This is a genomic window from Lentzea aerocolonigenes (assembly GCF_000955955.1).
GTDB classification, from domain to species: Bacteria; Actinomycetota; Actinomycetes; order Mycobacteriales; family Pseudonocardiaceae; genus Lentzea; species Lentzea aerocolonigenes_A.
On sequence record NZ_JYJG01000212.1, the window covers coordinates 17342 to 41583 of the forward strand.

General features: G+C 68.6%; 25 protein-coding genes. 13 read left to right on the forward strand and 12 right to left on the reverse strand.

Annotated elements, in window-relative coordinates; all coding sequences use genetic code 11:
• Window positions 1-14: 14 nt before the first annotated feature.
• Together UK23_RS26260 and UK23_RS26265 are read right to left on the reverse strand one after the other, a co-directional pair.
• On the reverse strand, window positions 15-737 hold the full coding sequence (locus UK23_RS26260) for a putative hydro-lyase (protein ID WP_052685058.1): 723 nt from the start codon (window positions 735-737) through the stop codon (window positions 15-17).
• Window positions 734-1978, reverse strand: coding sequence for an MFS transporter (locus UK23_RS26265; protein ID WP_045314306.1), 1245 nt, complete (start codon window positions 1976-1978; stop codon window positions 734-736). The genes UK23_RS26260 and UK23_RS26265 overlap by 4 nt, the downstream gene beginning before the upstream one ends.
• Before the next feature lie 194 nt (window positions 1979-2172).
• Between UK23_RS26265 and UK23_RS26270 the strand changes: the two genes are divergently transcribed.
• On the forward strand, window positions 2173-3003 hold the full coding sequence (locus UK23_RS26270; protein WP_052685059.1) for an alpha/beta fold hydrolase: 831 nt from the start codon (window positions 2173-2175) through the stop codon (window positions 3001-3003).
• Here the strand turns inward: UK23_RS26270 and UK23_RS26275 are convergent.
• Window positions 2969-3649, reverse strand: a complete 681-nt coding sequence (locus tag UK23_RS26275; protein ID WP_045314307.1) for an LON peptidase substrate-binding domain-containing protein — start codon at window positions 3647-3649, stop codon at window positions 2969-2971. The two genes, UK23_RS26270 and UK23_RS26275, sit on opposite strands and share 35 nt — an antisense overlap.
• 9 nt (window positions 3650-3658) lie before the next feature.
• Window positions 3659-4327: an NUDIX hydrolase gene (locus UK23_RS26280; RefSeq protein WP_045314328.1), complete on the reverse strand. Its 669-nt coding sequence runs from the start codon at window positions 4325-4327 to the stop codon at window positions 3659-3661.
• A 100-nt stretch (window positions 4328-4427) separates the two neighbouring features.
• Between UK23_RS26280 and nadA the strand changes: the two genes are divergently transcribed.
• The 3 genes from nadA to nadC are packed head-to-tail and all read left to right on the forward strand — an operon-like array spanning window position 4428 to window position 7893.
• Window positions 4428-5447 carry a quinolinate synthase NadA gene (gene nadA / locus UK23_RS26285; RefSeq protein ID WP_045314308.1) on the forward strand — a complete coding sequence of 340 codons (1020 nt, stop codon included), beginning with the start codon at window positions 4428-4430 and terminating at the stop codon, window positions 5445-5447.
• On the forward strand, window positions 5447-7060 hold the full coding sequence (locus UK23_RS26290) for an L-aspartate oxidase (protein WP_045314309.1): 1614 nt from the start codon (window positions 5447-5449) through the stop codon (window positions 7058-7060). The genes nadA and UK23_RS26290 overlap by 1 nt, the downstream gene beginning before the upstream one ends.
• Window positions 7057-7893, forward strand: a complete 837-nt coding sequence (gene nadC / locus UK23_RS26295; RefSeq protein WP_045314310.1) for a carboxylating nicotinate-nucleotide diphosphorylase — start codon at window positions 7057-7059, stop codon at window positions 7891-7893. The genes UK23_RS26290 and nadC overlap by 4 nt, the downstream gene beginning before the upstream one ends.
• Here nadC and UK23_RS26300 read toward each other — a convergent pair.
• From UK23_RS26300 to UK23_RS26310, 3 genes are read right to left on the reverse strand one after another with little or no spacing between them, the layout of a single operon-like run.
• Entirely contained in the window at window positions 7864-8292 is a 429-nt protein-coding gene (locus UK23_RS26300) for an antibiotic biosynthesis monooxygenase (RefSeq protein WP_052685060.1), read from the reverse strand. The genes nadC and UK23_RS26300 overlap by 30 nt on opposite strands.
• Before the next feature lie 39 nt (window positions 8293-8331).
• A complete protein-coding gene (locus tag UK23_RS26305) occupies window positions 8332-8739 on the reverse strand; it encodes a cupin domain-containing protein (RefSeq protein ID WP_045314330.1) in 408 nt (135 codons plus the stop codon).
• A 5-nt stretch (window positions 8740-8744) separates the two neighbouring features.
• Window positions 8745-9518, reverse strand: coding sequence for a carbon-nitrogen hydrolase family protein (locus tag UK23_RS26310; RefSeq protein WP_045314311.1), 774 nt, complete (start codon window positions 9516-9518; stop codon window positions 8745-8747).
• Window positions 9519-9543: 25 nt separating this feature from the next.
• Here UK23_RS26310 and UK23_RS26315 point away from each other — a divergent pair, with 25 nt between their 5' ends.
• The gene (locus tag UK23_RS26315) at window positions 9544-11043 is read left to right on the forward strand and encodes an ABC transporter substrate-binding protein (protein WP_231114672.1); all 1500 of its coding nucleotides are present in this window, start codon (window positions 9544-9546) and stop codon (window positions 11041-11043) included.
• Here UK23_RS26315 and UK23_RS26320 read toward each other — a convergent pair.
• Window positions 11036-11527, reverse strand: coding sequence for a hypothetical protein (locus tag UK23_RS26320; protein WP_045314313.1), 492 nt, complete (start codon window positions 11525-11527; stop codon window positions 11036-11038). The genes UK23_RS26315 and UK23_RS26320 overlap by 8 nt on opposite strands.
• Window positions 11528-11537: 10 nt before the next feature.
• Window positions 11538-12026 (reverse strand): hypothetical protein, encoded by a 489-nt coding sequence (locus UK23_RS53955; protein WP_231114673.1) that lies wholly within the window; start codon window positions 12024-12026, stop codon window positions 11538-11540.
• A 27-nt stretch (window positions 12027-12053) separates the two neighbouring features.
• Between UK23_RS53955 and UK23_RS26330 the strand changes: the two genes are divergently transcribed.
• The gene (locus tag UK23_RS26330; protein ID WP_231114674.1) at window positions 12054-13190 is read left to right on the forward strand and encodes an aminotransferase class V-fold PLP-dependent enzyme; all 1137 of its coding nucleotides are present in this window, start codon (window positions 12054-12056) and stop codon (window positions 13188-13190) included.
• On the opposite strand, the gene UK23_RS26335 is transcribed toward UK23_RS26330, so the two are convergent.
• Window positions 13171-14466, reverse strand: a complete 1296-nt coding sequence (locus tag UK23_RS26335) for a M14 family metallopeptidase (protein WP_052685061.1) — start codon at window positions 14464-14466, stop codon at window positions 13171-13173. The two genes, UK23_RS26330 and UK23_RS26335, sit on opposite strands and share 20 nt — an antisense overlap.
• Before the next feature lie 135 nt (window positions 14467-14601).
• On the opposite strand from UK23_RS26335, the gene hisD reads away from it, so the two are divergent.
• The 5 genes from hisD to UK23_RS26355 all read left to right on the forward strand — a co-directional run bounded on the left by hisD (window position 14602) and on the right by UK23_RS26355 (window position 20837).
• The gene (hisD, locus tag UK23_RS26340) at window positions 14602-15918 is read left to right on the forward strand and encodes a histidinol dehydrogenase (RefSeq protein ID WP_045314315.1); all 1317 of its coding nucleotides are present in this window, start codon (window positions 14602-14604) and stop codon (window positions 15916-15918) included.
• Entirely contained in the window at window positions 15915-17021 is a 1107-nt protein-coding gene (locus tag UK23_RS26345; RefSeq protein ID WP_045314316.1) for a histidinol-phosphate transaminase, read from the forward strand. Before hisD ends, UK23_RS26345 begins: the two co-directional genes overlap by 4 nt.
• Window positions 17018-17617, forward strand: coding sequence for an imidazoleglycerol-phosphate dehydratase HisB (gene hisB / locus UK23_RS26350; RefSeq protein WP_045314317.1), 600 nt, complete (start codon window positions 17018-17020; stop codon window positions 17615-17617). The genes UK23_RS26345 and hisB overlap by 4 nt, the downstream gene beginning before the upstream one ends.
• A complete protein-coding gene (locus UK23_RS52940) occupies window positions 17617-17772 on the forward strand; it encodes a hypothetical protein (RefSeq protein WP_196777894.1) in 156 nt (51 codons plus the stop codon). Before hisB ends, UK23_RS52940 begins: the two co-directional genes overlap by 1 nt.
• A gap of 398 nt (window positions 17773-18170) precedes the next feature.
• Entirely contained in the window at window positions 18171-20837 is a 2667-nt protein-coding gene (locus tag UK23_RS26355; RefSeq protein ID WP_156213385.1) for a hypothetical protein, read from the forward strand.
• On the opposite strand, the gene UK23_RS26360 is transcribed toward UK23_RS26355, so the two are convergent.
• Together UK23_RS26360 and UK23_RS26365 are read right to left on the reverse strand one after the other, a co-directional pair.
• A complete protein-coding gene (locus UK23_RS26360) occupies window positions 20824-21426 on the reverse strand; it encodes a class I SAM-dependent methyltransferase (protein WP_231114675.1) in 603 nt (200 codons plus the stop codon). The two genes, UK23_RS26355 and UK23_RS26360, sit on opposite strands and share 14 nt — an antisense overlap.
• A complete protein-coding gene (locus tag UK23_RS26365; RefSeq protein ID WP_045314319.1) occupies window positions 21423-21944 on the reverse strand; it encodes an RNA 2'-phosphotransferase in 522 nt (173 codons plus the stop codon). The genes UK23_RS26360 and UK23_RS26365 overlap by 4 nt, the downstream gene beginning before the upstream one ends.
• Before the next feature lie 53 nt (window positions 21945-21997).
• Between UK23_RS26365 and UK23_RS26370 the strand changes: the two genes are divergently transcribed.
• Window positions 21998-23206: a glycoside hydrolase family 27 protein gene (locus tag UK23_RS26370; protein WP_052685062.1), complete on the forward strand. Its 1209-nt coding sequence runs from the start codon at window positions 21998-22000 to the stop codon at window positions 23204-23206.
• A gap of 26 nt (window positions 23207-23232) precedes the next feature.
• On the forward strand, window positions 23233-24192 hold the full coding sequence (locus tag UK23_RS26375) for a hypothetical protein (RefSeq protein ID WP_196777895.1): 960 nt from the start codon (window positions 23233-23235) through the stop codon (window positions 24190-24192).
• The last annotated feature ends 50 nt before the right edge of the window (window positions 24193-24242 follow it).

Here is a 24242-nt window from a genome sequence, read left to right on the forward strand (position 1 = left end):
GAAGAGTTAGCGCGTCAGCCCACTCGATAGGCGAAGTCAGGCATGTCTGTGACGAACATCTGACCCGGCGCGTGCGTGATCGCGAACGGCGGCTTGGACTTCATCAGCACCGCCTGCGGAGTCACGCCGCACGCCCAGAACACCGGCACGTCACCGGGTTCGGGCTCGACCGCGTCGCCGAAGTCCGGTTGCTCGATGTCGGAGATCCCGAGCATGCGCGGATCTCCCGCGCCGACCGGAGCCCCGTGCACCGACGGCATCAGCGCGGTGACCTTGTGCGCCATGTCCACAAGGGACTCCGGAATCCAGCGCATCGACACGACCATCGGTCCGTGCAGCCTTCCCGCGGGCCGGCACTGGATGTCCGTGACGAACATCGAGACGTTCTTCGCCTGATCCACGTGCCGCAAAGGGACTCCGGCGTTTTCCAGTGCCGTCTCGAACGTGAAGCTGCAGCCGATCAGGAACGTCACCAGGTCGTCGCGCCAGAACTCCGTGGCGTCCTCGGGTTCCGCGATGAGCTCACCGTGCTCCCAGATGCGGTAGCGCGGCGCGTGGGTGCGCACATCGGCGTCCTGCTTGAGCGCGCTGACGGTCTCGCCGGCGTCCAGCACGTCGAGCACCGGACACGGCTTGGGGTTGCGGTGGGTGAAGAGGAGGAAGTCGTACGCCCAGTCCTTGGGGATGGCGATCAGGTTGGCCTGCGCCTGTCCCGGTGCCTTGCCCGCCGTCGTCATTCGAGCTCCTTGTTGACCGTCTCCGGCAACCAGATCAGTGCGACGACAGCGATTCCGTACGCCGCCGCTCCGAACAGCATCGCACCGCCGATGCCCAGCCGGTCGGCCATGAATCCGACCAGGCCGGGGAAGACAGCGCCGAACGCGCGCCCGAGGTTGTACGTGAAGCCCTGTCCCGTGCCGCGCAACTGCGTCGGGTAGAGCTCCGACAGATAGCTGCCGAACCCGCTGAAGATCGCACTCATGCAGAACCCGAGCGGGAAGCCGAGGAACATCACCAACGTGTTGGCGCCATTGGGAATCTGCGTGTACGCCACGATCAGCAGCGCGCTGGCGACCGCGAACAGCACGAAGGTCTTCTTGCGTCCCAGGTAGTCCGTGAGATAGCCACCGCTGACGTACCCGATCCACGCGCCGGTGATGAGAAACGCGAGATATCCGCCCGTGCCGATGATCGTCAGGTGGCGGCCGGTCTGCAGGAAGGCGGGCAGCCACTGCGCCAGCGTGTAGTACCCGCCCTGCACACCGGTGGCGAGCAGCGAGGCGAACAACGTCGTCTTGAGCATCGGGCCCTGGAAGATCTTCGGGAACGTGCCGCGGGGTTTCGGCTGCGCCTCGACCGCGGGCGCGTCGTCGACGTTGCGGCGCACGTAGAAGATGAGGATCGCGGGCAGCGCGCCGGTCCAGAACATGATCCGCCACGACCACGACGGGTCGGCCAGCGAGGCGACCAGCGTGTTGACGATGACGGCGAGGCCCCAGCCGACCGCCCACGCGCTCTGGATGAACGCCACGGTGCGGCCGCGGTACTTCGGCTTGCAGTACTCGGCCACCAGGATCGCGCCGGCCGCCCACTCGCCGCCGAACCCGAGTCCCTGCAGGCCGCGGAAGATCAGCAACGTCTCGTAGCTCGTCGCGAAGCCGCACAGCACGGTGAAGAACGCGTACGCGGCGACCGTGATGACCAGGGTTTTGGAGCGGCCGAACCGGTCCGCCATCACGCCGGCGACCGCGCCGCCGATGGCGCTCATCAGCAGGGTGGACGTGCCCAGCAGGCCCGCTTCCGCCTTGGTGAGGCCGAAGTAGCCGGAGATCGCGACCAGACTCAGCGGCAGGACCCAGTAGTCGTAGGAGTCCAGCCCGTAGCCGCCGAACGCGCCGACGAACGCGCGCCTGCCCTTCTGGCCGAGACTGCGGAACCAGGCGAAACGGCCTGTGTCCTCGGTCGTGGTCATGCTCATGGGACACCTCGCAGCGTGGTGGAGGAGTGGTCGAGTGTGATGCGGACCTCAGTGACTAGCACTGTACGAATTGTTCAACAATCCCACAAGACCACAATTCAACGATCCGACAACGGGCGGAGCACCTCCAGGGCGGGCTTCGTGTTCCCGCAAACCCACCACGCGCGCTCCTCAGCTGGGCCTACCCTGATTTTGTGGTCACCCAAGCGACTTCGCGTGACGGCACTCCCATCGGCTACCGCACCACCGGCGCCGGGCCCGGTGTGGTCGTCGTCCACGGCGCGATGGAGTCGTCGAAGGACTACGAGAAGCTGGCGCGAGCACTCGCGGACGAGTTCACGGTCCACTTCCTCGACCGGCGCGGCCGTGGGGGGAGCGGGCCGCACACTGCGGAGCACAGCCTGAAAACCGAGGTCGAGGACGTCGAAGCCGTCGTGGCGGCCACCAGGTCGCGGCGGCTGTTCGGGGTCGGCTCCGGCGGCCTGATCGCACTGGAATCCGCGCTGCTCCTCCCCGGCATCACCCACGTCGCCGCCTACCAGCTACCGGTCCACCTGCCCCACAAGAAACACGTCCTCGAGCAGTTCGAGAACGAGGTCGCGGACGGCAAGAAGGCCGAGGCCCTGGTCACGGTCCTCAAAGGCGTGGGCGTCGGGCCGCGCTGGCTGCGCGTGCTGCCGCGTCCGCTCTTGACCGCGCTGCTGCGCAAGCTCATCCGGGAAGACCAGGAGGAGCTCACCAGACTGCTGCCGACCGTCCCCCAGGACTTCCGGATCGTCGGTGAGGCCCACGCGAACCTGGAGCGGTTCAACGCCCTCACGGCCAACGTGGCGTTGATGGGCGGCTCGAAGGCCCCGCGATACCTCAAGGACGCCCAGGCCACCGTTGGCGCGTTCATTCCGCTCGCCGCCGTGGCCGAACTGCGCGGAGCCGACCACAACAGCGCGATCAGAGGCCCGCAGCTCGTCGTTCCGGAGCTCAGGAAGTTCCTCAGTTCGGGTTCGGCACGTGCCCGAACTCGGTGAGCGGCACGGGAACGGCCTTCAGCGCGCTGAGAATCCCGGTCTCGCGGTGCAGCATCCGTCTGACGAGCCTGAGTCGCCGGGCCGGCGACGTCTCCTCCAGCAACCGCTGGCGGTCCTCGACGGGCAGCAGGCAGTCCGCGGCCAGCAGGTACGACAGCGCGCCCAGTTCGACGTCCTCGGCCGGCGCGGACCAGTCCTCGCGGTGCCACGCGGCTCCGCAGTACCGCTCGTGGGCCGCGCGCGCTCCCCGTTCGAGAATCGGCACGACCTCCTTCGCCGCTTCGGGCACCGGTGAGTCGTCGAGGTATTCGACGCGGCCGAGCAGGTACGGCGCGGTCGTGGTGTCGACGTCGACCAGGCGGAAACGCTGCACGCCGCGCGTCACGATGTCGAACCGGCCCTCCGGCAACGGGCGGGCGTCGAGCAGGTCGGCGGAGCAGCCGATGTCCTTGAGGGAGCCGATGTTGTCGGCGCCCACCTCCCAGCCCTCCTTGATGCACACGACCCCGAACGTGCGGCCGAAGAGCGATCCGGTCATCAGGTCGACGACGAGCTGGCGGTAGCGCGGCTCGAAGATGTGCAGCGGCAAGGACGCCCCGGGCAACAGCACTGTGCCCAGGGGGAAGAGGGGAAGCGTCTCTGCCACGCGTCCACGTTACGTGGTGCCACTCCCGCCCGCCGGACGGCCGGATCCCGGCGGCCTCAACACGGCGAACGGATCGGTCACCTTGATTCCCTTGGCGCTGAACCGGAACAGCGCCGCGGGACGGCCGCCGGACGGGCCGGGGGGAGCGGTGCCACCCGTCGGTTCCAGCAACAACCGGCGCGACAGCACCCGTTGGAGGTTCGTCGCGGACACCCGGTAACCGAGCGCGGCCGAGTAGTGGTCGCGCAGCAGCGAGATCGTGAACTCCGGTGGCGCCAACGCGAATCCGAGGTTCGTGTACGACAGCTTCGAGGCGAGCCGGTGCCGTGCCCGATGCACGATCGAGGCGTGGTCGAAGGCCATCGGAGGGAGCGTGTCCACGCAGTGCCATTCGGTGTCCGACGGGCGTTCCGGATCGGCGTCCGACGGGACGAGTCCGAGGAACGCGGTCGCGACCACGCGAGGGCCGGGGACGCGATCGGGAGCGCTGAACACGGCCAGCTGCTCGACGTGTGACAACTGTCGCACGTCGACTTTTTCGGTCAGCTGACGGCGGATGGAGGTCTCCACGTCCTCGTCCACCCGAAGTCCACCACCCGGCAACGACCAGCGGTGAGCGTGCGGCTCCCGTGCGCGCTCCCACAGCATGACCTGGAGTGACGCACCTCTCACCCGCAGCACAGCTGCCAGAACTTCATGCCCCACGCCCGCCACTCGGCTGATACTATCGGCGACGTTTTCGACCAGTAGGCGAAAACCTGGAACCGAGGAGGCAGCGATGGTCGCTACCGCAACTGTGGAGCGAACCGCGTCAGGTGTGTTCGGCGGAGTCGAGCCGGACGCGGCGTGGCGTGACGAGGTGTTGCGCCTCGCGAAGGAGCGGGACGCCGTCATCCTGGCGCACAACTACCAGCTGCCCGAGATCCAGGACATCGCCCACCACACCGGCGACTCGCTGGCGCTGTCCCGCATCGCGGCGCAGTCCGACGCGCAGACCATCATCTTCTGCGGCGTGCACTTCATGGCCGAGACCGCGAAGATCCTGGCGCCAGAGAAGACCGTCCTGATCCCGGACGAGCGCGCTGGTTGCTCGCTGGCCGACTCGATCACCGGCGCCCAGCTGCGCGAGTGGAAGGCGCAGCACCCCGGCGCGGTCGTCGTGTCGTACGTGAACACCACGGCCGAGGTGAAGGCCGAGACGGACATCTGCTGCACGTCGTCCAACGCCGTCGACGTGGTGCGCTCGATCCCGGCCGACCGCGAGGTGCTGTTCTGCCCGGACCAGTTCCTGGGCGCGCACGTGAAGCGCGAGACGGGCCGCGAGAACCTGCAGATCTGGGCGGGCGAGTGCCACGTGCACGCCGGCATCAACGGCCCTGAGCTGGCCGAACGCGCCGCCGCGAACCCGGACGCCGACCTGTTCATCCACCCGGAGTGCGGGTGCGCGACGTCGGCTCTGTACCTGAGCGGCGAGGGCATCGTGCCGGCGGAGAAGGTCAAGATCCTCTCGACCGGCGACATGATCACCGCGGCCCGCTCGACGAACGCCCGCAAGGTGCTCGTCGCGACCGAGGTCGGCATGCTGCACCAGCTGCGCAAGGCCGCTCCGGAGATCGACTTCCGCGCCGTGAACGACCGCGCGTCCTGCACCTACATGAAGATGATCACGCCGGCCGCGTTGCTGCGTTGCGTGCGTGAGGGTCTGGACGAGGTGCACGTGGACCTGGAAACCGCTCGCAGGGCTGAGGGTGCCGTGCAGCGCATGATCGAGATCGGCCAGCCCGGCGGCGGTGAGTGATGGCCGCGCGCTGGGAGGCGCGGGCAGACCTGATCGTGGTCGGTACGGGCGTGGCAGGCCTGACGGCCGCGCTGCACGCGCGTGAGCTGGGGCTTCGCGTTCTCGTCGTCACCAAGGCGGCGGGCGACGACGGCAACACCCGCTGGGCTCAGGGCGGCGTCGCCGTCGTCATGGAGGACCAGCACGACCCCGGTGACTCTGTTTCGCGGCACATCGAGGACACGCTGACGGCGGGCGCGGGCCTCTGCGACGCGGCGGCGGTCTCGGCGATCATCTCCGACGGTCCGGCCGCGGTGGCGCAGTTGCGTTCGCGCGGTGCCGTGTTCGACGCGCGCCCGGACGGCTTGCTGGAGCGGACCCGGGAAGGTGGGCACAGCGCGTTCCGCGTCGTGCACGCCGGTGGTGACGCGACCGGTGCCGAGGTCGAGCGCGCTTTGCTGAAGGCCACTGTGGACGGACGGGTTCCCCTGCTGGAGAACCACGTCGCGGTCGACGCGGTGAAGACGCCGCTGGGTGCGGTGTGCGGTCTGCTGGTTCTGGACGGCAACGGCGTGCCCGGTGTTTTGTCGGCCCCCGCTGTGCTTCTCGCCACGGGTGGTCTTGGCCAGATGTACCAAGCAACCTCGAACCCTTCTGTCGCCACTGGTGACGGTCTGGCTCTGGCGTTGCGTGCTGGTGCTCTTGCGGCGGACGTCGAGTTCATCCAGTTCCACCCGACCGTTCTGTACACGGGTCGTGGTGCTCGTGGTCGCTGCCCGCTGGTGACGGAGGCCGTGCGCGGCGAAGGTGCCGTGCTGGTCGACGCGACCGGCGCCCGTGTGATGAAGGGCGTGCACCCGCTGGAAGATCTGGCTCCGCGCGACGTCGTGGCTGCCGCGATCACCCGCCACATGGCGTTGGAGCCCGGCGGCGTCGACGACCACGTGTTCCTGGACGCGACTTCGTTGCACGACATGGCTTCCCGCTTCCCGACTGTGTACGCGGCCTGCGTCTCGGTGGGGATCGATCCTGCCGTCGACCCGATTCCGGTCGCCCCTGCGGCCCACTTCGCTTGCGGTGGCGTGGTTTCCACGGTCGACGGCCGCACGGGCGTCACCGGTCTGTACGCGGTCGGCGAAGTCGCTCGCACGGGCCTGCACGGCGCGAACCGCCTGGCGTCCAACAGCTTGCTCGAAGGTCTGGTCTGCGGCACCCGCGCCGCCGAAGCCGTGGCCTCCGATCTCGCTCTCGGGCTGGTGATTCCTGCTCGTACGCCTGAGGTGTCGCTGCCTTTCGCCCCCGTGGCGGACCGCGACCTGCTCCAGCGCGTGATGTCCCGCTACGCCGCCATCGGCCGCGACGCCGAGGGCCTCGCGGTGGTCGGCTCGGTGCTGGACGTGTCCACTGTGGACAAGCAGCTGGAGTCGCGCGAACTGGTGGAGGACGCGGCGCTGACCATGGCCGCCCGCGCCCTGATCGCCGCCGCCGCAGAACGCACCGAGTCGCGCGGCTGCCACGTCCGCACGGACTTCACCGAGCGTTCCGAGGCGTGGCAACGCAGTCAGCTAGTCCGGCTCACCCCGACCGGCCAGCCCGTGCTGGCCGATCCTGTTCTGGCAGAGGGTGTCGCATGACGATCGATTGGGACGACGCGAACCGGGTCATCCAGCTCGCTCTGGAAGAGGACCTCCGCTACGGCCTGGACGCCACCACGTTGGCGACCGTGCCGGAGAAGTCCGTTGCCACTGCGGAGATCACGCCGCGGTCGGCCGGTGTGCTGTGCGGCGTTTCCGTTGCGCGCACGGCTTTCCAACGCTATCTGCCAGAGGTCGACGTGATCTCCGAGGCCGCCGACGGCGACAAGGCGGTGCCCGGCGAGCCCGCCCTGGTGCTCACCGGCCCGACCCGTGGCCTGCTCACGGTCGAGCGCACGGCGTTGAACCTGATCTGCCACCTGTCCGGCATCGCCACCCAGACCGCCCGCTGGGTCTCCGCGATCGAGGGCACCTCTTGTGCGGTTCGTGATTCGCGCAAGACGTTGCCAGGGCTCAGGCTTCTGCAGAAGTACGCGGTCCGGTGCGGCGGCGGCGTGAACCACCGGATGGGCCTCGGCGACGCGATCCTGATCAAGGACAACCACGTGGCCGCGGCGGGTTCGGTCGGTGCGGCGATCCGCGCGGCCCGTGCGCACGCGCCGGAGTTGCTGATGGAGGTCGAGGTGGACAGCCTGTCGCAGCTCGACGAGGCCATCGCCGAGGGCGCGGAACTGGTGCTGCTGGACAACTTCACGCCCGAGCAATGTCTGGAAGCCGTGCGGCGACGGCCGTCGAACGTGAAGCTGGAGGCGTCCGGCGGGCTGACTCTGGACGTGGCCCGCCGGTACGCCGAAACCGGCGTGGACTACCTCGCGGTCGGTGGCCTCACGCACTCGTCGCCGTCACTCGACCTCGGCCTGGACCTTTGCTAGCGGCTGGTACCGCTCCACGCTGACGTGCTGGACGCCGGGGAAGTTCTGCACCCGGCGCCAGTCCGCGGTGCGCGAGCCGACTCCGTTGCTGCCCGCCGACACCGCGTCGACGTGGTCCTCGGCGCTGACCCACTCCGCGTAGTTGATGACGCGCTTGCCGTCGTCACGGATGTGGAACGCCGCGGAGACGCCGCCGGGGTGCGGGTTCGGCTCGCTCGCCAGCGCGACGAACACCGAGTCGACCCACGCCCGCGCGGTGGCCTCGTCGGCTGTGTCGACCGTGACCAGGACGACGCAGCCGACCGGCTTGTCACCGCGCGGGTCGCCGGAGCGGTAGAGCGTGTAGCCGTCGAGTTCTTTGCGGTTGCGGACGAACGGGGGAAGCTCGGGAAGTGTCATGCCTCGATCTTGTGAGCTCGACCTAGATGGAGGTCAAGCTCATTCGAACGAACAGCCGGGATTCGGCTCGTCACGTGACAACGGCGTACCGGCGGGGTTCACGTACAGCACCTCGAGCACCATCGGTTCGGTGCCGAGGTTGCGCCCGATGTGCACGTGCGCCGGTTCCTCGATCAACGTGTCGCCGCGGTGGTGCACGAAGTTCGTGGTGCAGTCGGACATCGTGCGGGTGAGAACACCCTTCTTGACGACGGCGTAGAGCGTGCCGTCGTGGTGGTGCCAGCCCGTGCTGCCACCAGGATCGACGGTGATCTCGCGGACGACGTAGTCGCGGTCGCCGGCCGTCCACTGGGCCAGGATCTTCGCGGTGACCCCGCGCGACGGAGTGGCGTGAGCGACCCCTGTCAGCAACAACAACGCGGCCAGTGTGGCCGAAACGATGCGCATGAAGGTCAACGTAGTCGTCGGTTGGCCAGCACCGGCAGGACCTCGCGAGCTTGTTCCACCGTCGTCAGGTCGAGGTCGACGATCGAGACCTCCGGCTGGTCCGAGAGCTGCAGGACGACGTTCCCGAACGGGTCCGCGACGGTCGAGTACCCGATCCCGGTCGGCGCGGAAGACCCCAGTTCACCGGGGTATGCCTGTCCGCACGCCACGACGAAGGACGTGCAGTCCAACGCGCGCGCCCGCACCAGCAGCTCCCACTGCTCCTTCTTGCCCGGCCCGGCACCCCACGAAGCGCCGACCAGCACAGCCGACGCACCCTCATCAGCCAATGCGCGGAACAGTTCGGGGAAGCGGATGTCGTAACAAGTGGCGACGCCGAGAGTCACGCCGTCGAGTTCGAACGTAAGAGGAGAGCTTCCCGGGGCGACCGTGCGCGACTCCTGGAACCCGAACGCGTCGAACAGGTGGATCTTGTCGTAGCCGACGTGGATGTCCGGCCCGGTCACCAGCAGCGTGTTCGTCACCCGGTCACCAGACGGCGTGAACATCCCCGCCACCACCACGACGTCGTGCGACGCCGCGATTTCGTGCACCGCGGACGCCCACGGCCCGTCCAACGGCTCCGCGACAGGCCCCAGCGGAACCCCGAACCGGCACATCGTGGCCTCGGGCAGCAGCACGACCCGAGCACCCTCGGCCCTGCGCACCGCGTCCCGGACGAGCTCCAGGTTGGACCGGGGATCGGTGGTGGAGCTGATCTGACTCACAGCGATGCGCATGAGGATCACTGTAGGGTCCGGAACCGTGCGTCTCCCACTGCTCCTAGTCGTGTTGCTGGCCGTCGCGGGCTGCACCGAGACCGCCACGCCCCGCCCGGACGGTGGCACCAACGGCACGTCCATCGTGCTCGCCGACCGCGACGAGCCGACCACGCTGAACCCACTGCTCGGCTACGGCGCGCAGGGCGTCTCCAAGATCTACGACGGCCTGGTCGAGCACCGCCAGGACGGGTCGCTCGGGCCTGCACTGGCCGCAGACCTGCCCGAACCCGCCGCGGACGGGCTCAGCTGGACGGTGAAGCTGCGCGGCGACGTGAAGTTCACCGACGGCAGCACGTTCGGCGCCGAGGACGTCGTCGCGACCTACACCGCCGCGCTGCAGAACCCGGTCAAGGAGCGTTTCGGCACTTTGAAGGGCGTGGAGCAGGTCGACCCGTCCACGGTCCGCTTCACCCTCAACCAGACGCAGGCGGCGTTCCCGCACCTGCTCACGCTCGGCATCCTGCCCAGTGAGCAGGCGAAACCGGACGGCCAGCCCGTCGGCACCGGCCCGTACAAGGTCACCGAGTGGAAGAAGGGCGACCGGCTGCTGCTGGACGCCAACGAGACGTACTTCGGCGGCGCGCCCAAGGTCAAGAAGCTGACCGTCGTGTTCGTGACGGACGACAACCAGCGCGCGCGCCGCATGCAGGACGGCGAGTTCGACGGCACGGTGCTGCCGCCCAAGATCGTCGCGCCGTTCGCCAGCAAATCGGGACTGTCGGTGCAGTACCACCGCAGCGCCGACTACCGCGCGGTGCGGCTGCCCGCGGCCAACGCGGTCACCGGCAACGCCGCCATCCGCCTCGCGCTGAACTACGCCACGAACCGCCAGGGCATGATCGACAACCTGCTCGACGGCAGGGGCACGATCGGGTACACGCCGGTGCCGGACGCGCTCGCCGAGGAGTTCGACCCGACCGCGAAGTTCCGCTACGACAAGACCGAGGCCGCGCGGCAGCTCGACGTGGCCGGCTGGGTCGCCGGTGCGGACGGCATCCGCGTCAAGGACGGCGTGCCCGCCCGGTTCACGTTGATGTACCCGCTGGGCGACGACCTGCGCGCGGACCTCGCGACGGCGTTCGCGGCCGACGCCAAGGCCGTCGGTGTCGACGTGCAACTCGCCGGGTTGTCGTGGGAGGCGATCCGGCCGCGCATGGGTGCCGATGCGCTGCTGTACGGCGAGGGTTCGCCGTTCGACCCCGATCTGATGCTCTACGACCTGCGCGGTCAGGGCAGCCCGGCGGCCGACGCGGCGCTGGAGAACGGCCGCAAGCTGATCGACCCGGCGCAGCGGGCGGTGGCGTACAAGCTCTTCCAGCAGGCGTTCGTCGCGGCGCCGTCGATGGTCGTGCTGGTGTTTCCCGAGCACGCGTACGTGATGCGCGACTCGTGGAACGGCTACCAGCCCGTGGTCGACCCGAACACCTACGGCGCGTTGGCCTGGGGTCCGTGGTGGAATCTCGAGAAGTGGGAGCCTAAGTAGTCCTGGCGTTGATCTCGCGGACTGCCTGCTCGGGGTTGTCCGCCCAGAACTCGACCCGCTTGACCTGCTTGGCCCCGGTCCTGCCGAGATCGACGAGCTGCGGCTCGCGGAACGGCACCGACACGTTCGTCTTGGTCAGCGATTGGATGACCAGGGCGTCGCCGACGACCTCGACCGTGCGCCGGCCCTTGTGGGAGCGCTCGGCGATCTGGGCGGTCGTGAGGTCCGCGGTCGGAATCCGCCAGTCGAAGAACCCCAGTTGCCGCAACCGCAGTTCGTCCGCCGTGATGGTGTGCGGCTGGCGATACAGCACGTAGAGAGCGCCCACACACACGGCCGTGTTCAGCACGCCGAGCGCGATCAGCGTGATGAGCAGCCACGGGATGTCCAGGGCAAACGCGACCAACGCGATCCCGATCGCCGTGATGATCAGGAACCGCACGTACCGCGGCCGCATGCGCTTGCCGTAGGGGATCTCCACCATGCCGCTGAGCCTATTTTCGCAGCGCGCGAACCATGCCGCCGGGGTCGTCGGCCCAGAACTCGATCTTGGTGATGTGGTGTGCGCCGCGCCGGCCGAGGTCAACCTCCTGCGGTTCGTTCAGCTGAACGCGAACGTTGGTGGAGTTGGAGATCTCCAGCACGAGCGTTCCGTCCACAACGGACCGCGTCTTGTGCAGCGACCGGCTGGTCATGCCCTGCGTGACGTTCTCGATGGCCTTGAGCGGAATCCGGTACTCGAACTCACGCGCATACCGCAGCCACAGGTACTCGTCGTCGATCTCGTGCTTGAACTTGTAGAGCATCCACAGCAGCCAGGCGAGCAACAGCGCGCTCAGCAACCCGAACGCGAGCAGCACGGCTCTGAGCCAGAACCACGGCACCAAGAGGTCCACGAGCAGGATTTCCACGGGTGTGAGCACGAGGAAAACCCACAACAACGGCCGGACCTGAGCGCTGTACCCGAACGAGCGATCCCCCATGTCCTCGATAGTGGCAGAGTCGAGCGGGTGAGTGACCTGATCTTTCTGGACAGCGCCGGTTCGTCGATCCCGCCCGCTCCCGTCGTGGACGAGGTCATCGGGCATCTGCGGCGGGAAACCGAGATCGGCGGCTATCGCGCCGCAGCGGAACGCCGTGATGACCTGGAGGCGGGCTACGGGGTGCTCGCTGAGTTGTTCGGGTGTCATCCGTCCGAGGTCGCCTTCACGGACAGTGCAACTCGATCTTGGCTGGCGGCGTTCGACGCGGTGCCCCTGTCGGCCGGGGACAGAATTCTCGTCACCGAGGTCGAATACGGTGGCAATGCGATCCCGGTCCTGCGTCGTGCGGCGGAGGCCGGGGCGGTCGTCGAAGTCATTCCGTCCGACGTGCATGGACAGGTCGATGTCGACGCCCTGAACCTTGACAACCGAGTCAAGCTGATCTCGCTCGTCCACGTGCCGACGAACAGCGGCTTGGTCAATCCCGTCAACGAGATCACCGCGGCCGCTCACGCGGTCGGTGCTCTGGTGCTGCTCGACGCCTGCCAGTCGACCGGCCAGCTCGATCTGCGGGGCCTCGACTACGACATGTTGGCGTGTACAGGTCGTAAGTGGCTCCGCGGACCGCGCGGTACGGGCGCTCTGGTCGTGCGCGACGAGGTGCGGGCAAGGCTCCGCCCGCGTCTGGTGGACCTGCACAGCGGCGTGTGGACCGGGCCGATGGAGTACGAGCTGCGCGACGACGCTCGGGTGTTCGAGCTGTGGGAGTGCAGCGTCGCCGACAGGCTCGGCCTGATCGCGGCCGCGCGTTACTCCCTGGCCAAGGGGCTCGACGTGATCGAGGCCGAGGTCGCGGACCGTGCCAAGCGCTTGCGCGAGGGGCTGCGGTCGATCGACGGCGTCACCGTGCAGGACCTCGGCGAACGGCAGTCGGGCATCGTCACCTTCACGTCGGAGCGTGTGCCGGCGACGGAGGTCAAGGACCGGCTGTGGGAGGACGACGTCGCGGTGACGGTGTCGCAGCGCGGGTCGACGATGATCGACATGACCAGGCGGGGCCTGGACGAAGTAGTGCGGGCCTCCCCGCACTACTTCGTCACTCCCGACGAGATCGATCAGGCGTTGGAGAGGATCGGCAGGGCGGTCAGCAGGTCTGCCCGATGACCCGCTTCACGCAGTCCGAGTACTGCAGGAACAGGTCGGTCGCCTTGTCGTTGCGGGTGGTCTGGGCGGCGATGACCGTGTCACGCGGGTAGAAGCCGTTCAGCCCGCCACTGCTCGGGTACATCTCGAAGGTGTAGGACCAGATCTTGTGCTGGCCCCACATCCAGTCGTCGATGGTGCCGTCGGTGATGTAGAGGTCGCTCGACTGCTCCGGCGTGTAGCCGTTGGTGGCGGCCATCTGCTGGCCGAGGGTGCGGAACGCCCGCTCCTCGTTCGCGTCCAGGCCGGGCGCGGTGTTGTTGGTGGTCCAGCCGAACGGCCACAACACGAGCTCGGAGAACGTGTGGAAGTCGATGTTCGTCTTGATCTGCTGGACGCCACCGACCACGCGGGAGTTCACGAAGTCGCGGATGCGCTGGGTCTCCGGTGCGGAGAACGCCGCCGTGCCGCGGTAGGTGTCCGAGGTGCTGCTACCGCTGGAGCCGCCGCAGCAGCCCCACTTGTAGCCGAAGTTGCGGTTCAGGTCGGTGCCGTTGCCCTGCCGGTTCTTCCGCCAGCCGCGGAACGATCCGGTCGCGATGTCGTACTCGGCGCCGTCCGGGTTGACGCTGGGGACGACCCAGATCTCGCGGGAGTCGACGAGTGCCTTCAGCGCCGAGTTCGTCGCGTAGCCGTCGGTCAGGCGCTGGATGAAGTGCAGGCACATCTCGACGGTCAGGTGCTCACGCGCGTGCTGGTTGCACGTGATGATCACCTCGGGCTTGGCCTGGTCGACCGCGGGGTTGTTGCTGATCTTCAGCATCCACAGGTCGCGGTTCTGGAACGACTTGCCGATGCTGGAGAGCCGCACCAGGTTCGGGTGGGCGGTCACGGTCTTGTCCAGCTCCGCCTTCATCTCGGCGTAGTTGTGGTAGCCGGTGTAGCCGGACGGGAAGTCCTGGGTGCCGATCTGGCCGGGCACCGGATCCTTGAAGTCGACCTTGCCGAGCTTGGCGAACTCGGCCTCGGCGTCACCGATGTACTTCATCGGCAGCCCGGTCCGCCGCAGTGCGCGGGCCTCGCTGGCGTTGGCGATGACGGTCACCGGACCGTTGGTGGTCTCGTCGATCAGGTCGGTGCCGGTGTAGACGACCTGCCTGAGCTGCTCGACGTTCTTCACCGTGATCTCGTAGACCGTGCGGCCGGAGTTGGCCGCCTGGGTCGAGGTCGTACCCACCAGCACTGGCAGGCAGAGCCCCAGCACGGCGGCGATCATGCCGCGGCGCTTGGTGAACATGTGGGTCCTCCATCATCAGCAGGGGTTTGCGACGGAGTGGTGCTGAACCGAGCGTGGCTCTGGTGTCACTGGGTGAGATAGCGCCGTTAGCGGGCTGACCGTTGACAGAATTCGGCAGGAACTACCCTGTAAGGCATGCTCAGCCGCATCGACCTGCGAGGTCGCACCACGACTCCCGCTCAGTTGCGCGCCGCCGTGCCGCGCGCCGAGATGGACGTGGACGCGGCGCTGCATCAGGTGCGTCCGATCGTCGAGGCCGTCGCCGCCCGTGGTGTCGAGGCCGTGCTCGAGTACACCGAGAAGTTCGACGGTGTTCGTCCTGATTCGGTGCGGGTGCCCGTTTCGGCGATTTCGTCGGCTTTGTCCTCGTTGGACCCGGCCGTGCGCGAGGCGCTGGAAGAGGTCATCGCGCGCACCCGGCGTGTGCACGCCGACCAGCGTCGCACCGACACGACCACGCAGGTCGTGCCCGGCGGCATTGTCACGGAGAAGTGGGTGCCGGTCGCGCGCGTCGGGCTCTACGCGCCCGGTGGCCTCGCGGTCTACCCGTCGACGGTCGTGATGAACGTCGTGCCCGCGCAGATCGCCGGCGTCGAGTCGCTGGTGGTGTGCTCGCCGCCGCAGGCCGAGTTCGGTGGCCTGCCGCACCCGGCGATCCTGGCCGCCGCCGCGCTGCTCGGCGTCGACGAGGTGTGGGCTGTGGGCGGCGCGCAGGCTCAGGCGCTGATGGCGTACGGCGGTGTCGACACCGACGGCGGTGAGCTGGCCCCGGTCGACGTCGTCACCGGGCCGGGCAACATCTACGTGGCGGCGGCCAAGCGGTTGCTGCGCGGTCTGATCGGCATCGACGCCGAGGCCGGGCCGACCGAGATCGCGATCCTGGCCGACTCGTCCGCCGACCCGGTGCACGTGGCCGCCGACCTGATCTCCCAGGCCGAGCACGACCCGCTCGCGGCCTCGGTGCTGGTCACGGACTCCGTCGAACTGGCGGACGCGGTGGACGTCGAGCTGGAACGGCAGATCGGCACCACCAAGCACGTCGAGCGGATCCGGACGGCGCTGGGCGGCAAGCAGTCCGGCGTCGTGCTCGTGTCCTCTGTGGACGAAGGTGTGCGGGTCGTCGACGCGTACGCCGCCGAGCACCTGGAGATCCAGACGCGCGACGCCCGTGAGGTGGCGGCGCGGATCCGGTCCGCGGGCGCGATCTTCGTGGGCGCGCACTCGCCGGTGTCGCTCGGCGACTACTGCGCGGGCTCGAACCACGTGCTGCCGACCGGTGGCTGCGCGCGGCACTCGTCCGGGCTGTCGGTGCAGACGTTCCTGCGCGGCATCCACGTGATCGACTACTCCGAGGAAGCACTGCGCGAGGTCGCGGACAAGGTCGTCGCGCTGGCCAACGCGGAGGACCTGCCCGCGCACGGGCAGGCTGTCACAGCGAGGTTCACTCGATGAAGCCAGTCGTCGGCGCGCGGGTAGAGCTGTCCGATCTGCCTCTGCGCGAGGATCTGCGCGGCCGCACGCCCTACGGCGCGCCGCAGCTCGACGTGCCGTACCGCTTGAACACCAACGAGAACCCGTACGCACCAACGGACGCGCTGGCCGCGGACGTGGTCGCGGCGGTGGCGGAGATCGCGGGTGAGCTGCACCGGTACCCGGACCGTGACGCGGTGGCGTTGCGCGAGGACCTGGCCGCGTACCTGACCGAGTCGACGTCGGTGCCGCTGACGGCCGAGAACGTGTGGGCTGCCAACGGGTCCAACGAGATCCTGCAGCAGATCCTGCAGGCGTTCGGCGGCCCCGGCCGGACCGCGCTGGGCTTTGAGCCGTCGTACTCGATGCACCCGATCATCGCCGCCGGCACGCGCACCGAGTGGGCACCGACGCCGCGTCGTGCGGACTTCTCGCTGGACGTGGAGAAGGCCGCGGCCGTCATCGCCGAGACGCGGCCGGACGTCGTGTTCGTGACCTCGCCGAACAACCCGACGGGCCAGTCGATCCCGCTCGAGGATCTGCGGCTGCTGATCGCGTCCTCGACCGGCATGATCGTCGTGGACGAGGCGTACGCGGAGTTCTCGTCGCAGGAGAGCGCGATCAAGCTGCTCGACGAGTACGGCTCGCGGCTGATCGTCTCGCGCACGATGTCCAAGGCCTTCGCCTTCGCGGGCGGGCGCCTGGGCTATCTCGCCGCCGCACCGGCCGTGGTCGACGCGCTGCAGCTGGTGCGCCTGCCGTACCACCTGTCACAACTGACGCAGGCGGCCGCGCGGGCCTCTCTCCGGCACGCCGCGGAGACGCTGGGCTCGGTGGCGAAACTGGCCGGCGAGCGCGACCGAGTGGTGGCGGCGTTGACGGACCTGGGCTTCCAGGTCGTGCCCTCGGACGCGAACTTCGTGCTGTTCGGCTGGTTCGAGAACGCACGCGACACCTGGAAGTCCTATCTGGACCACGGCGTGCTCATCAGGGACGTCGGAATCGCGGGTCACCTGCGGGTGACCATCGGAACGCCCGAGGAGAACGACGCTTTCCTCGCGGCCAGCAAGGAGGTCAGCCGGTGAGTCGTGTGGGCAAGGTGGAGCGCACCACCAAGGAGTCGTCGGTCTACGTGGAGATCGACCTGGACGGCACCGGCCAGGTCGAGATCAGCACCGGCGTGCCGTTCTACGACCACATGCTCACCGCGTTCGGCGTGCACGGCTGCTTCGACCTGATCGTCCGCGCCACCGGCGACACGCACATCGACGCCCACCACTCGGTCGAGGACATCGCGATCGTGCTGGGCCAGGCACTGCGCGAAGCCCTGGGCGACAAGAAGGGCATCCGCCGCTTCGGCGACTGCTGGATCCCGATGGACGAGACCCTCGCACACGCCGCCGTGGACGTCTCAGGCCGCCCGTACACCGTGCACCGCGGCGAGCCGGAGCAGTTCAACAGCTTCGTGATCGGCGGAAACTACCCGTTCGTGCTGAACCGGCACGTGTTCGAGTCGCTCGCCTTCCACGCCCAGATCGCACTGCACGTGCGCGTCGAATACGGCCGCGACCCGCACCACATCGCGGAAGCCGAGTACAAGGCCATCGCCCGCGCCCTCCGCGCGGCCGTGGAGCCCGACCCGCGCGTCGGCGGCATCCCGTCGACCAAGGGCGTGCTCTGATGCCGAAGGAAGTAGTCGTCATCGGCCTGCTAGCTCTCGCGGGCTTCCTGGCCGGTGGCGTCTACGCCACGTGGAAGACCGCCAAGTTCATGGCGATCATCCTGCTGGTGCTGATCGTGTTCGCGGTGGGCGGCGCGGTTCTCTGGCTGCTGTGACCCGCTGACGGTTGGGCGGCCGAGGTCGTGGCGTTGGCTGGGGCGGTTCTCGGGTTGCCGTGCGGCTGATGGCCCGGCCGGTCGAGGCTGTGGCGGTCCGGCGGCGTGGTTGTCTGGTTGCTGTGACCTGTTGACGGTTGGGTGGTTGCGGCCGCAGCGGTGGCTGGCCTGGTTCTGCGGTTGTCGTGGTTGGTTGGCGGCACGGGCGGTCGAGGCAGCGCCTGGTGCGGCGGCGCGGTTGCTGTAACCCGCTGATGGGTTGGGCGGTCGAGGTTGTGGCGTTGGCTGGGGCGGTTGTCAGGTTGTTCTGCGGCTGATGGCCCGGGCGGTTGAGGCTGTGGCGCTCCGGCGGCGCGGTTCTCTGGATCATTCAGCGCCGAACCGACAGAATCTCGCGGGTGGCCGAGCCTGAGTACGACGCGTTCATCTCGTACAGCCGTGCTCTGGACGGCACGCTCGCGCCGGCCCTCCAACGCGGCGTGCAGCGGTTCGCCAAGCCCTGGTACCGGCTGCGCTCCTCGCGGGTGTTCCTCGACGACGGCAGCCTGCCGATCGAGGAGACCCTGGGCCGTTCGCGCTGGCTGATCCTGCTGGCCTCGCCAGAAGCCGCGGCGTCGGAGCGGGTCAGCCGCGAGCTGGAGTGGTGGCTGGAACACAGGTCCGCCCGGCAGATCCTGGTCGTGCTGACCTCGGGCGAGTACTCGCAGTCGGTGCCTCCCGCGGTGCGAAAGGCCTTGGGACAGGAGCCGCGCTGGGTCGATTTGCGCCGGCTGCGGTCGGTCGAGCACGTCGACGATGCGAACCCGCGGCTGCGCGAGTGCGTCGCCGACATCGCGAGCGCGGTGCGCGGAGTGCCCGAGGACGATCTCGTCGGTGAGCACGTCCGGCAGTACCGCCGGACCGTTCGGCTGACACGGGGCGTGGTCGCGGTTCTCGTGGTCGGGCTGTTGGTTGCCGGGCTGGTCGCGTTGGGGCAGCGCAATTCCGCGGTGGCGCAGGCTCGAACGGTGACGGCCCGCGGTCTCGCTTCGGCAGCGGTGGCGAACCTGCGGACCGACCTCGCGTTGAGTCAGGCGCTGGCGGCTGAGGCTTTTCGGGTCGAGTCCAACGGGCAGACCCGTGCAGCGCTGTTCTCGTCGTTGACGGCGAGCCCGCAGCTCGACCGGTATGTGCAGGTCGGCAGTCAGGTGTCCGCGTTGGCCACTTCTGCCGACGGCAAGCTCGCGGTGGCGGGCACCGAGGACGGCCGGGTGGTTCGGGTGGACGTCGCTTCGGGGCGGCGTTCCGAGCAGCGGGTCGGTGAGCGTCCGGTGACCGCGGTGGCCGCGAGTGCGGATGGTGGCGTGATCGCGGCCTTCAGCCCGGGCTCGGCGTTGCGCTGGGAGACGGCTTCCGGTGCCACACAACAGTTATCCCCGCCTGCTGAACTGACGGACGGGCTGGTGGCGGTGTCGCCGTCCGGCCGGTTCACCGCCTTCTACCAGGCGAACGCCGCCCAGTTGTCCGGTGACGGACTGACTCGCGGCCACCGAATCGTCCATGATGGACAGACGGGTGCGAAGGTCGAACGGGACGAGGCGACGGTTCCGTTGTTCGGGATGCGGCTGCCCAGCGACGACCTGTTGCTGGAGATCTCCCCCTCCGACTGGGTTCGCCGGGTCCCTGCCACGCTCGACGTCCTGTCGGCCGCTCGGGGAAACGCCTTGCCCGCCGGCGGTTTTCGGCCGGGGCTGTCGGCCGGCGGTGACTACTTCGGGTTCTCCGCGGCAGGGGAGAGCCGGCTGTGGCGTACTGCCAGGACCGAGTTCGACTACAACAGCCAGGACGTGCTGGTGCGCGACGGCAGGTTCAGGCCGTCCGCCATGGCGATCAGCGACGACGGCGCCCGCACCGCCGTCTCGGAGGCCGGCACGATCTACGTCTACGACGCGACCGGTGCGTGGCCTGGCGAGCGTGCTCGGCTCGAAGGCAACAGCGAGACTTCGTTCGTCGCGTTCCTCGGCGGCGACGACCGTCTGGTCTCGTCCTCTCGAGACCGGTTGGTGTTGTGGGACCTGACCCGCAACACCCGCATCGGCTCGGCGCTGACGACGAAGGTTCCTCAGTCGTGCAACGCCTGCCCGGCCCCGAGAATCGCCGCGTCGCACGGGAAGTTCGCGGTGGCGGCGGGCTCGGACCTGGCGGTGGGGCAGGACGAGGAGTCCGTTGGCGCGCCCAGCCAGTTGAGGCCGATGGTGTGGAGCTCGTCGGGCGAGAGGTTGTTCGTCGTGACGGCTCCGGAGGGCATCGGCGAGACGTGGGATGTGCGGGATGGCAAACGTCAGCGGTGGAAAGGCGATGTCTCCGCCGAGTTCGTGCTCGCCATGGGCGTGTCGCCGGACGACCGGCGGCTCGTCACCGTGAACGAGCTCGGCGACGTGCAGGTGTTCGAAGGCGACGAGCTGGGGTCGGCGCGCACGATCTCGCCGGGGCGCGGGATGGACAGGTCGAACTGGCCGCCACCCGATCATCTCGCGGCGGTGAGCGAGGACGCGACGACCGCGGCGGTCGTCAGCCTCGACTCCGTTGTGCTGGTCGACACGATGTCGGGCCGGCAGCACGACCTCCCCGGTGGCAAGGCCCGCGCCGTGACGTTCTCCAGCGACAGCCTGCTCGTTCAGCGCACGGACACCGTCGAGGTGTGGGACCTCGCCGGAACGTCGAAGCGGCGCACGATCCCGACCGACTCCGGCTACCTGGCGGGGATCACCGCCGACCCCGGCACGGAGATGATCGCGCAGCTGCGTGGTGACGACGTGCTGGTCGTGACGGACCTCGTGACCGGAGAACTGGTCGGGCAGACGCCCGTGGCCGACGAGCGCGGCAGGTTCGGGAAGATCGGCATGGCCTTCGCGGACGAGCACAGCCTCGTCACGGCGATCTCGGACGCACCGCTGTTCCGGTGGGACCTGTCCGAGGAGAACTGGGTGCGCTCGGCTTGTGCGTCCGCCGGTCGAGGCCTGACCACTGACGAGTGGCGGCGGTTCGTCGGCACCACTCCGCCGCCCGATCTCACTTGCGGGTGAGCACCCAGTGGAACATGGCCGGGTCCGGTTCGTGCATGGTCACCAGGTCGTCCGTGATGATCTCGAAGTGTTCGCCGAGGAGCGCGCGGTTCTCCGCGGGTGTGTTGCTGCCGAAGAACATCTCGACGCCGAGCCACGTTTCCGTGAGGTCCGGCGTGCCGACGCCGAGTGAGGCGAGGAAGAAGCCGCCCGGCTTGAGCCAGCGGGCGATCTTCGCGATGAGCCCGGGTTGTTCGGCCCGCGGGACGTGCAGGATCGAGTAGAAGGCTGCGATGCCGTCGAACGTGCCGTCCGGGAAGCCGAGCTTCGTCATGTCGGCCTTCTCGAACCTCGCGCCGGGCACGTTGGCCCTGGCGAGGTCGAGCTGTTGCCGCGACAGGTCGACGCCGAGGACGTCGTGCCGTTCGGCGAGCTTCTTCGTGACCGGAACGCCTGCGCCGCAACCTAGTTCGAGGATCCTGGCGTTGTCGTTCAGCCGGCTGTCGAAGTCATCGAGGTAGTGCAGGCGCGGGTCGTCGGCGATCTCCGCGGACCAGGTGAGGTAGCGCTCGGCCATCGCGTCGTAACCGGCCTCGACGATCTCCTTCACGAGGTCAGGTACCGGGCCGGGACGTGCTGGGTGAGCCAGACACCGTTGGCGCTGAGCCGGAACTCGTGGCCGTCGTCGCTCATCGCCTTGGCGTCGACCAGGAGGATCACCGGCCGCCCGCGCCGCGCACCGACTCGTCGCGCGGTCTCCCGGTCGGGCGAGAGGTGCACGTCGTGGCGGTTCATGGGACGCAGGCCGTCGCGCATGATGTCGTCGAGGTACTGCGCGACCGTGCCGTGGAACAGCGTGTCCGGCGGTGTCGCCGTGGGCAGGCCGAGGTCGACCTCGACGCTGTGCCCCTGGTTGGCGCGGATGCGGTCGCCGTCGATCGTGAAGCGCTGTTTGTCGTTGCGCGCCACCACCTCTCGCAGTTCGACCTCGGTGACGCCGAGTGCGTCGAGGAGATCGGTGACGGCCACCCAGCCGGAGGGGTCGAGGGTGAGGCCGACGCGCTCGGGTGAGTGGCGGAGCGCCTTCGACATCCGCTTCGACAGTTTGATCATTCTTTCGTCGTTCATGTCCCTCACAGCAAAGCACGGCGCGTCGAGTGGTTTTCGGGCACGATCGGGCCATGGTCTCCCGCAGGCGGTGGTTGGTACCGGCAGCACTCGTGGTGCTGATCGGCGTCACTGCCTGGTACGTGCGTCCCGTCCAGGACACGACGACGCCGCCACCGCCGCCGTCCGGGCAGGCCGGTCCGCCGATGGGCTGGAACAGCTGGAACCGCTTCGGATGCGGCATCAACGAGCAGCTGATCCGGAATCAGGCCGACGCGCTGGTGAAGTCCGGGATGCGCGACGCCGGCTACGTCCACGTGGTGGTCGACGACTGCTGGATGGCGAACGAACGGGATGGCGACGGCAGGTTGCAAGCCGATCCCACGACGTTCCCGTCGGGCATGAAGGCGCTGGGCGACTACCTGCATTCGCACGGTTTGAAGTTCGGGATCTACTCGTCCGCCGGCTCGACGACGTGCGAGGGGCGCCCGGCCTCGCGCGACCACGAGGAGGTGGACGCGAAGACGTTCGCGGACTGGGGCGCGGACTTCCTGAAGTACGACTACTGCGAGTCGAAGGCCGGGGACCGTCCGATGGGGGAGCCGGCGAAGGAACGCTACGAGAAGATGGGCGCCGCACTGCGCGCGACCGGCAGGCAGATCGTCTACTCGGTCGTCGAGTGGGGCGACGAGAAGCCGTGGGAGTGGGCGGCCGACACCGGCGCCACGATGTGGCGCACCACCCGTGACATCAAACCGAACTGGCCCAACATCACTGGCATCCTCGACCAGCAGGTCGGTCTGGAGCGCTACGCGCGACCCGGCGCCTGGAACGACCCGGACATGCTCCAGGTCGGCAACGGGCTGAGCGAGGACGAGAACCAGTTCCACATGACGATGTGGTCGCTGCTCAATGCGCCGTTGATGGCCGGCAACGACATCACCGCGATGGACCGCGCCACCGCCGGGACACTGCTCAACCGGGCGGTGCTCGACGTGCAGCACGACTTCGGCAAGGGTCAGGGCCACCGGCTGCGCCAGGACGGTGACACCGAGGTGTGGGCGAAGGGCATGTCCGACGGCTCGGTCGTCGTCGCCCTGCTCAACCGCGGCACCGAGCCCGCCGTCGTGTCCGTGCTGACCTCGCAGATCGGTCTGCCGCCCGCCGAGTCGTACCGGGTGCTCGACCTGTGGAACGGCGAGCAGCCCGCCACGCCGGGACCGTTGGGAGGCGAGGTGGCCGGGCACGGCGTGCTGGCCCTCCGGGTGTGGCCTTTGCGCTGAAACCGTTCTGCGGTTCGATGGGTCCTGTGTGGCCGGTACTGGGGTTGTTCTTCCTCGCGCCGTTCGTCGGCGAGTTCCTCCTGGGCAACATCCCGATCACGGGCATGGCGTTCGGGCTGCTGCTGGCACCGCTGTACGGCAGCGGCGCGATTCTGGTCCGCGAGCTGGGCAGACGTGCGGGCGGCTGGCCCTCGATGCTCCTGCTGGCCGCGGCCTACGCGTTGATCGAGGAGGGCCCGGTCGACCAGCTGATCTGGAACAACTCCTACGCGGGCCACGACTACCTGACCGGCCCGTCCTACGTCCCGCTCCTGGGCACGAGCGTCGAGGTCGTGCAGTCGATCCTGGCGCTGCACACGATCTGGAGCATCTGCGTCCCGATCGCCCTGGTCGAGACCCTCTCACGGCGCGGCCCGTGGCTGCGCACCCGAGGCCTGGTCTTCGTGGGTCTGCTCTTCCTGGCCGGCTCGTCATTCGTGTTCTGGGGCAACAACTCCGAGGAACACTTCATGGCCCACTGGTGGCAGTTCGCCTACGGGTTCGCCGCCATCGGCCTGCTGGTCTTCCTCGCGTTCCGGGTCCGCCCGCTTCCACCCCTGCACGGCACCGCCCCGTCCCCGCTGCTGGTCTGCTTCCTCTCCCTGGCCGGCACCAGCGCGTACTGGGGCTCGGTGACGCTGATCAGCGCCGACTGGTTCGAGTGGTACGGCGTGGCGATCTGGTGCGTGGTGATGGTTGCCGGGGTCGTTCTCGTGACGCGCTGGTCTCGGCTCGACGGCTGGGACCAACGCCACCGCTTCGCACTGGCCGCCGGTGCCGTGCTGACCTACGTGTGGTGCTCGTTCCCGGTGAAGCCCGAACTCGGCGGCACCGAGGTGGGCGACTACGTCTTCAGCGCCGTGGCCCTGTTGCTGCTGCTCTGGTGCGTCCGCAAACTCAGCGCTCCCGAGCCCGCGAGCGAGCCACTGCCTCACTCCAACGGGTGAAGCTCGTCCGGATTCACGCCTGCGGCCGTCTAGACGGCTGATTCCAAGGG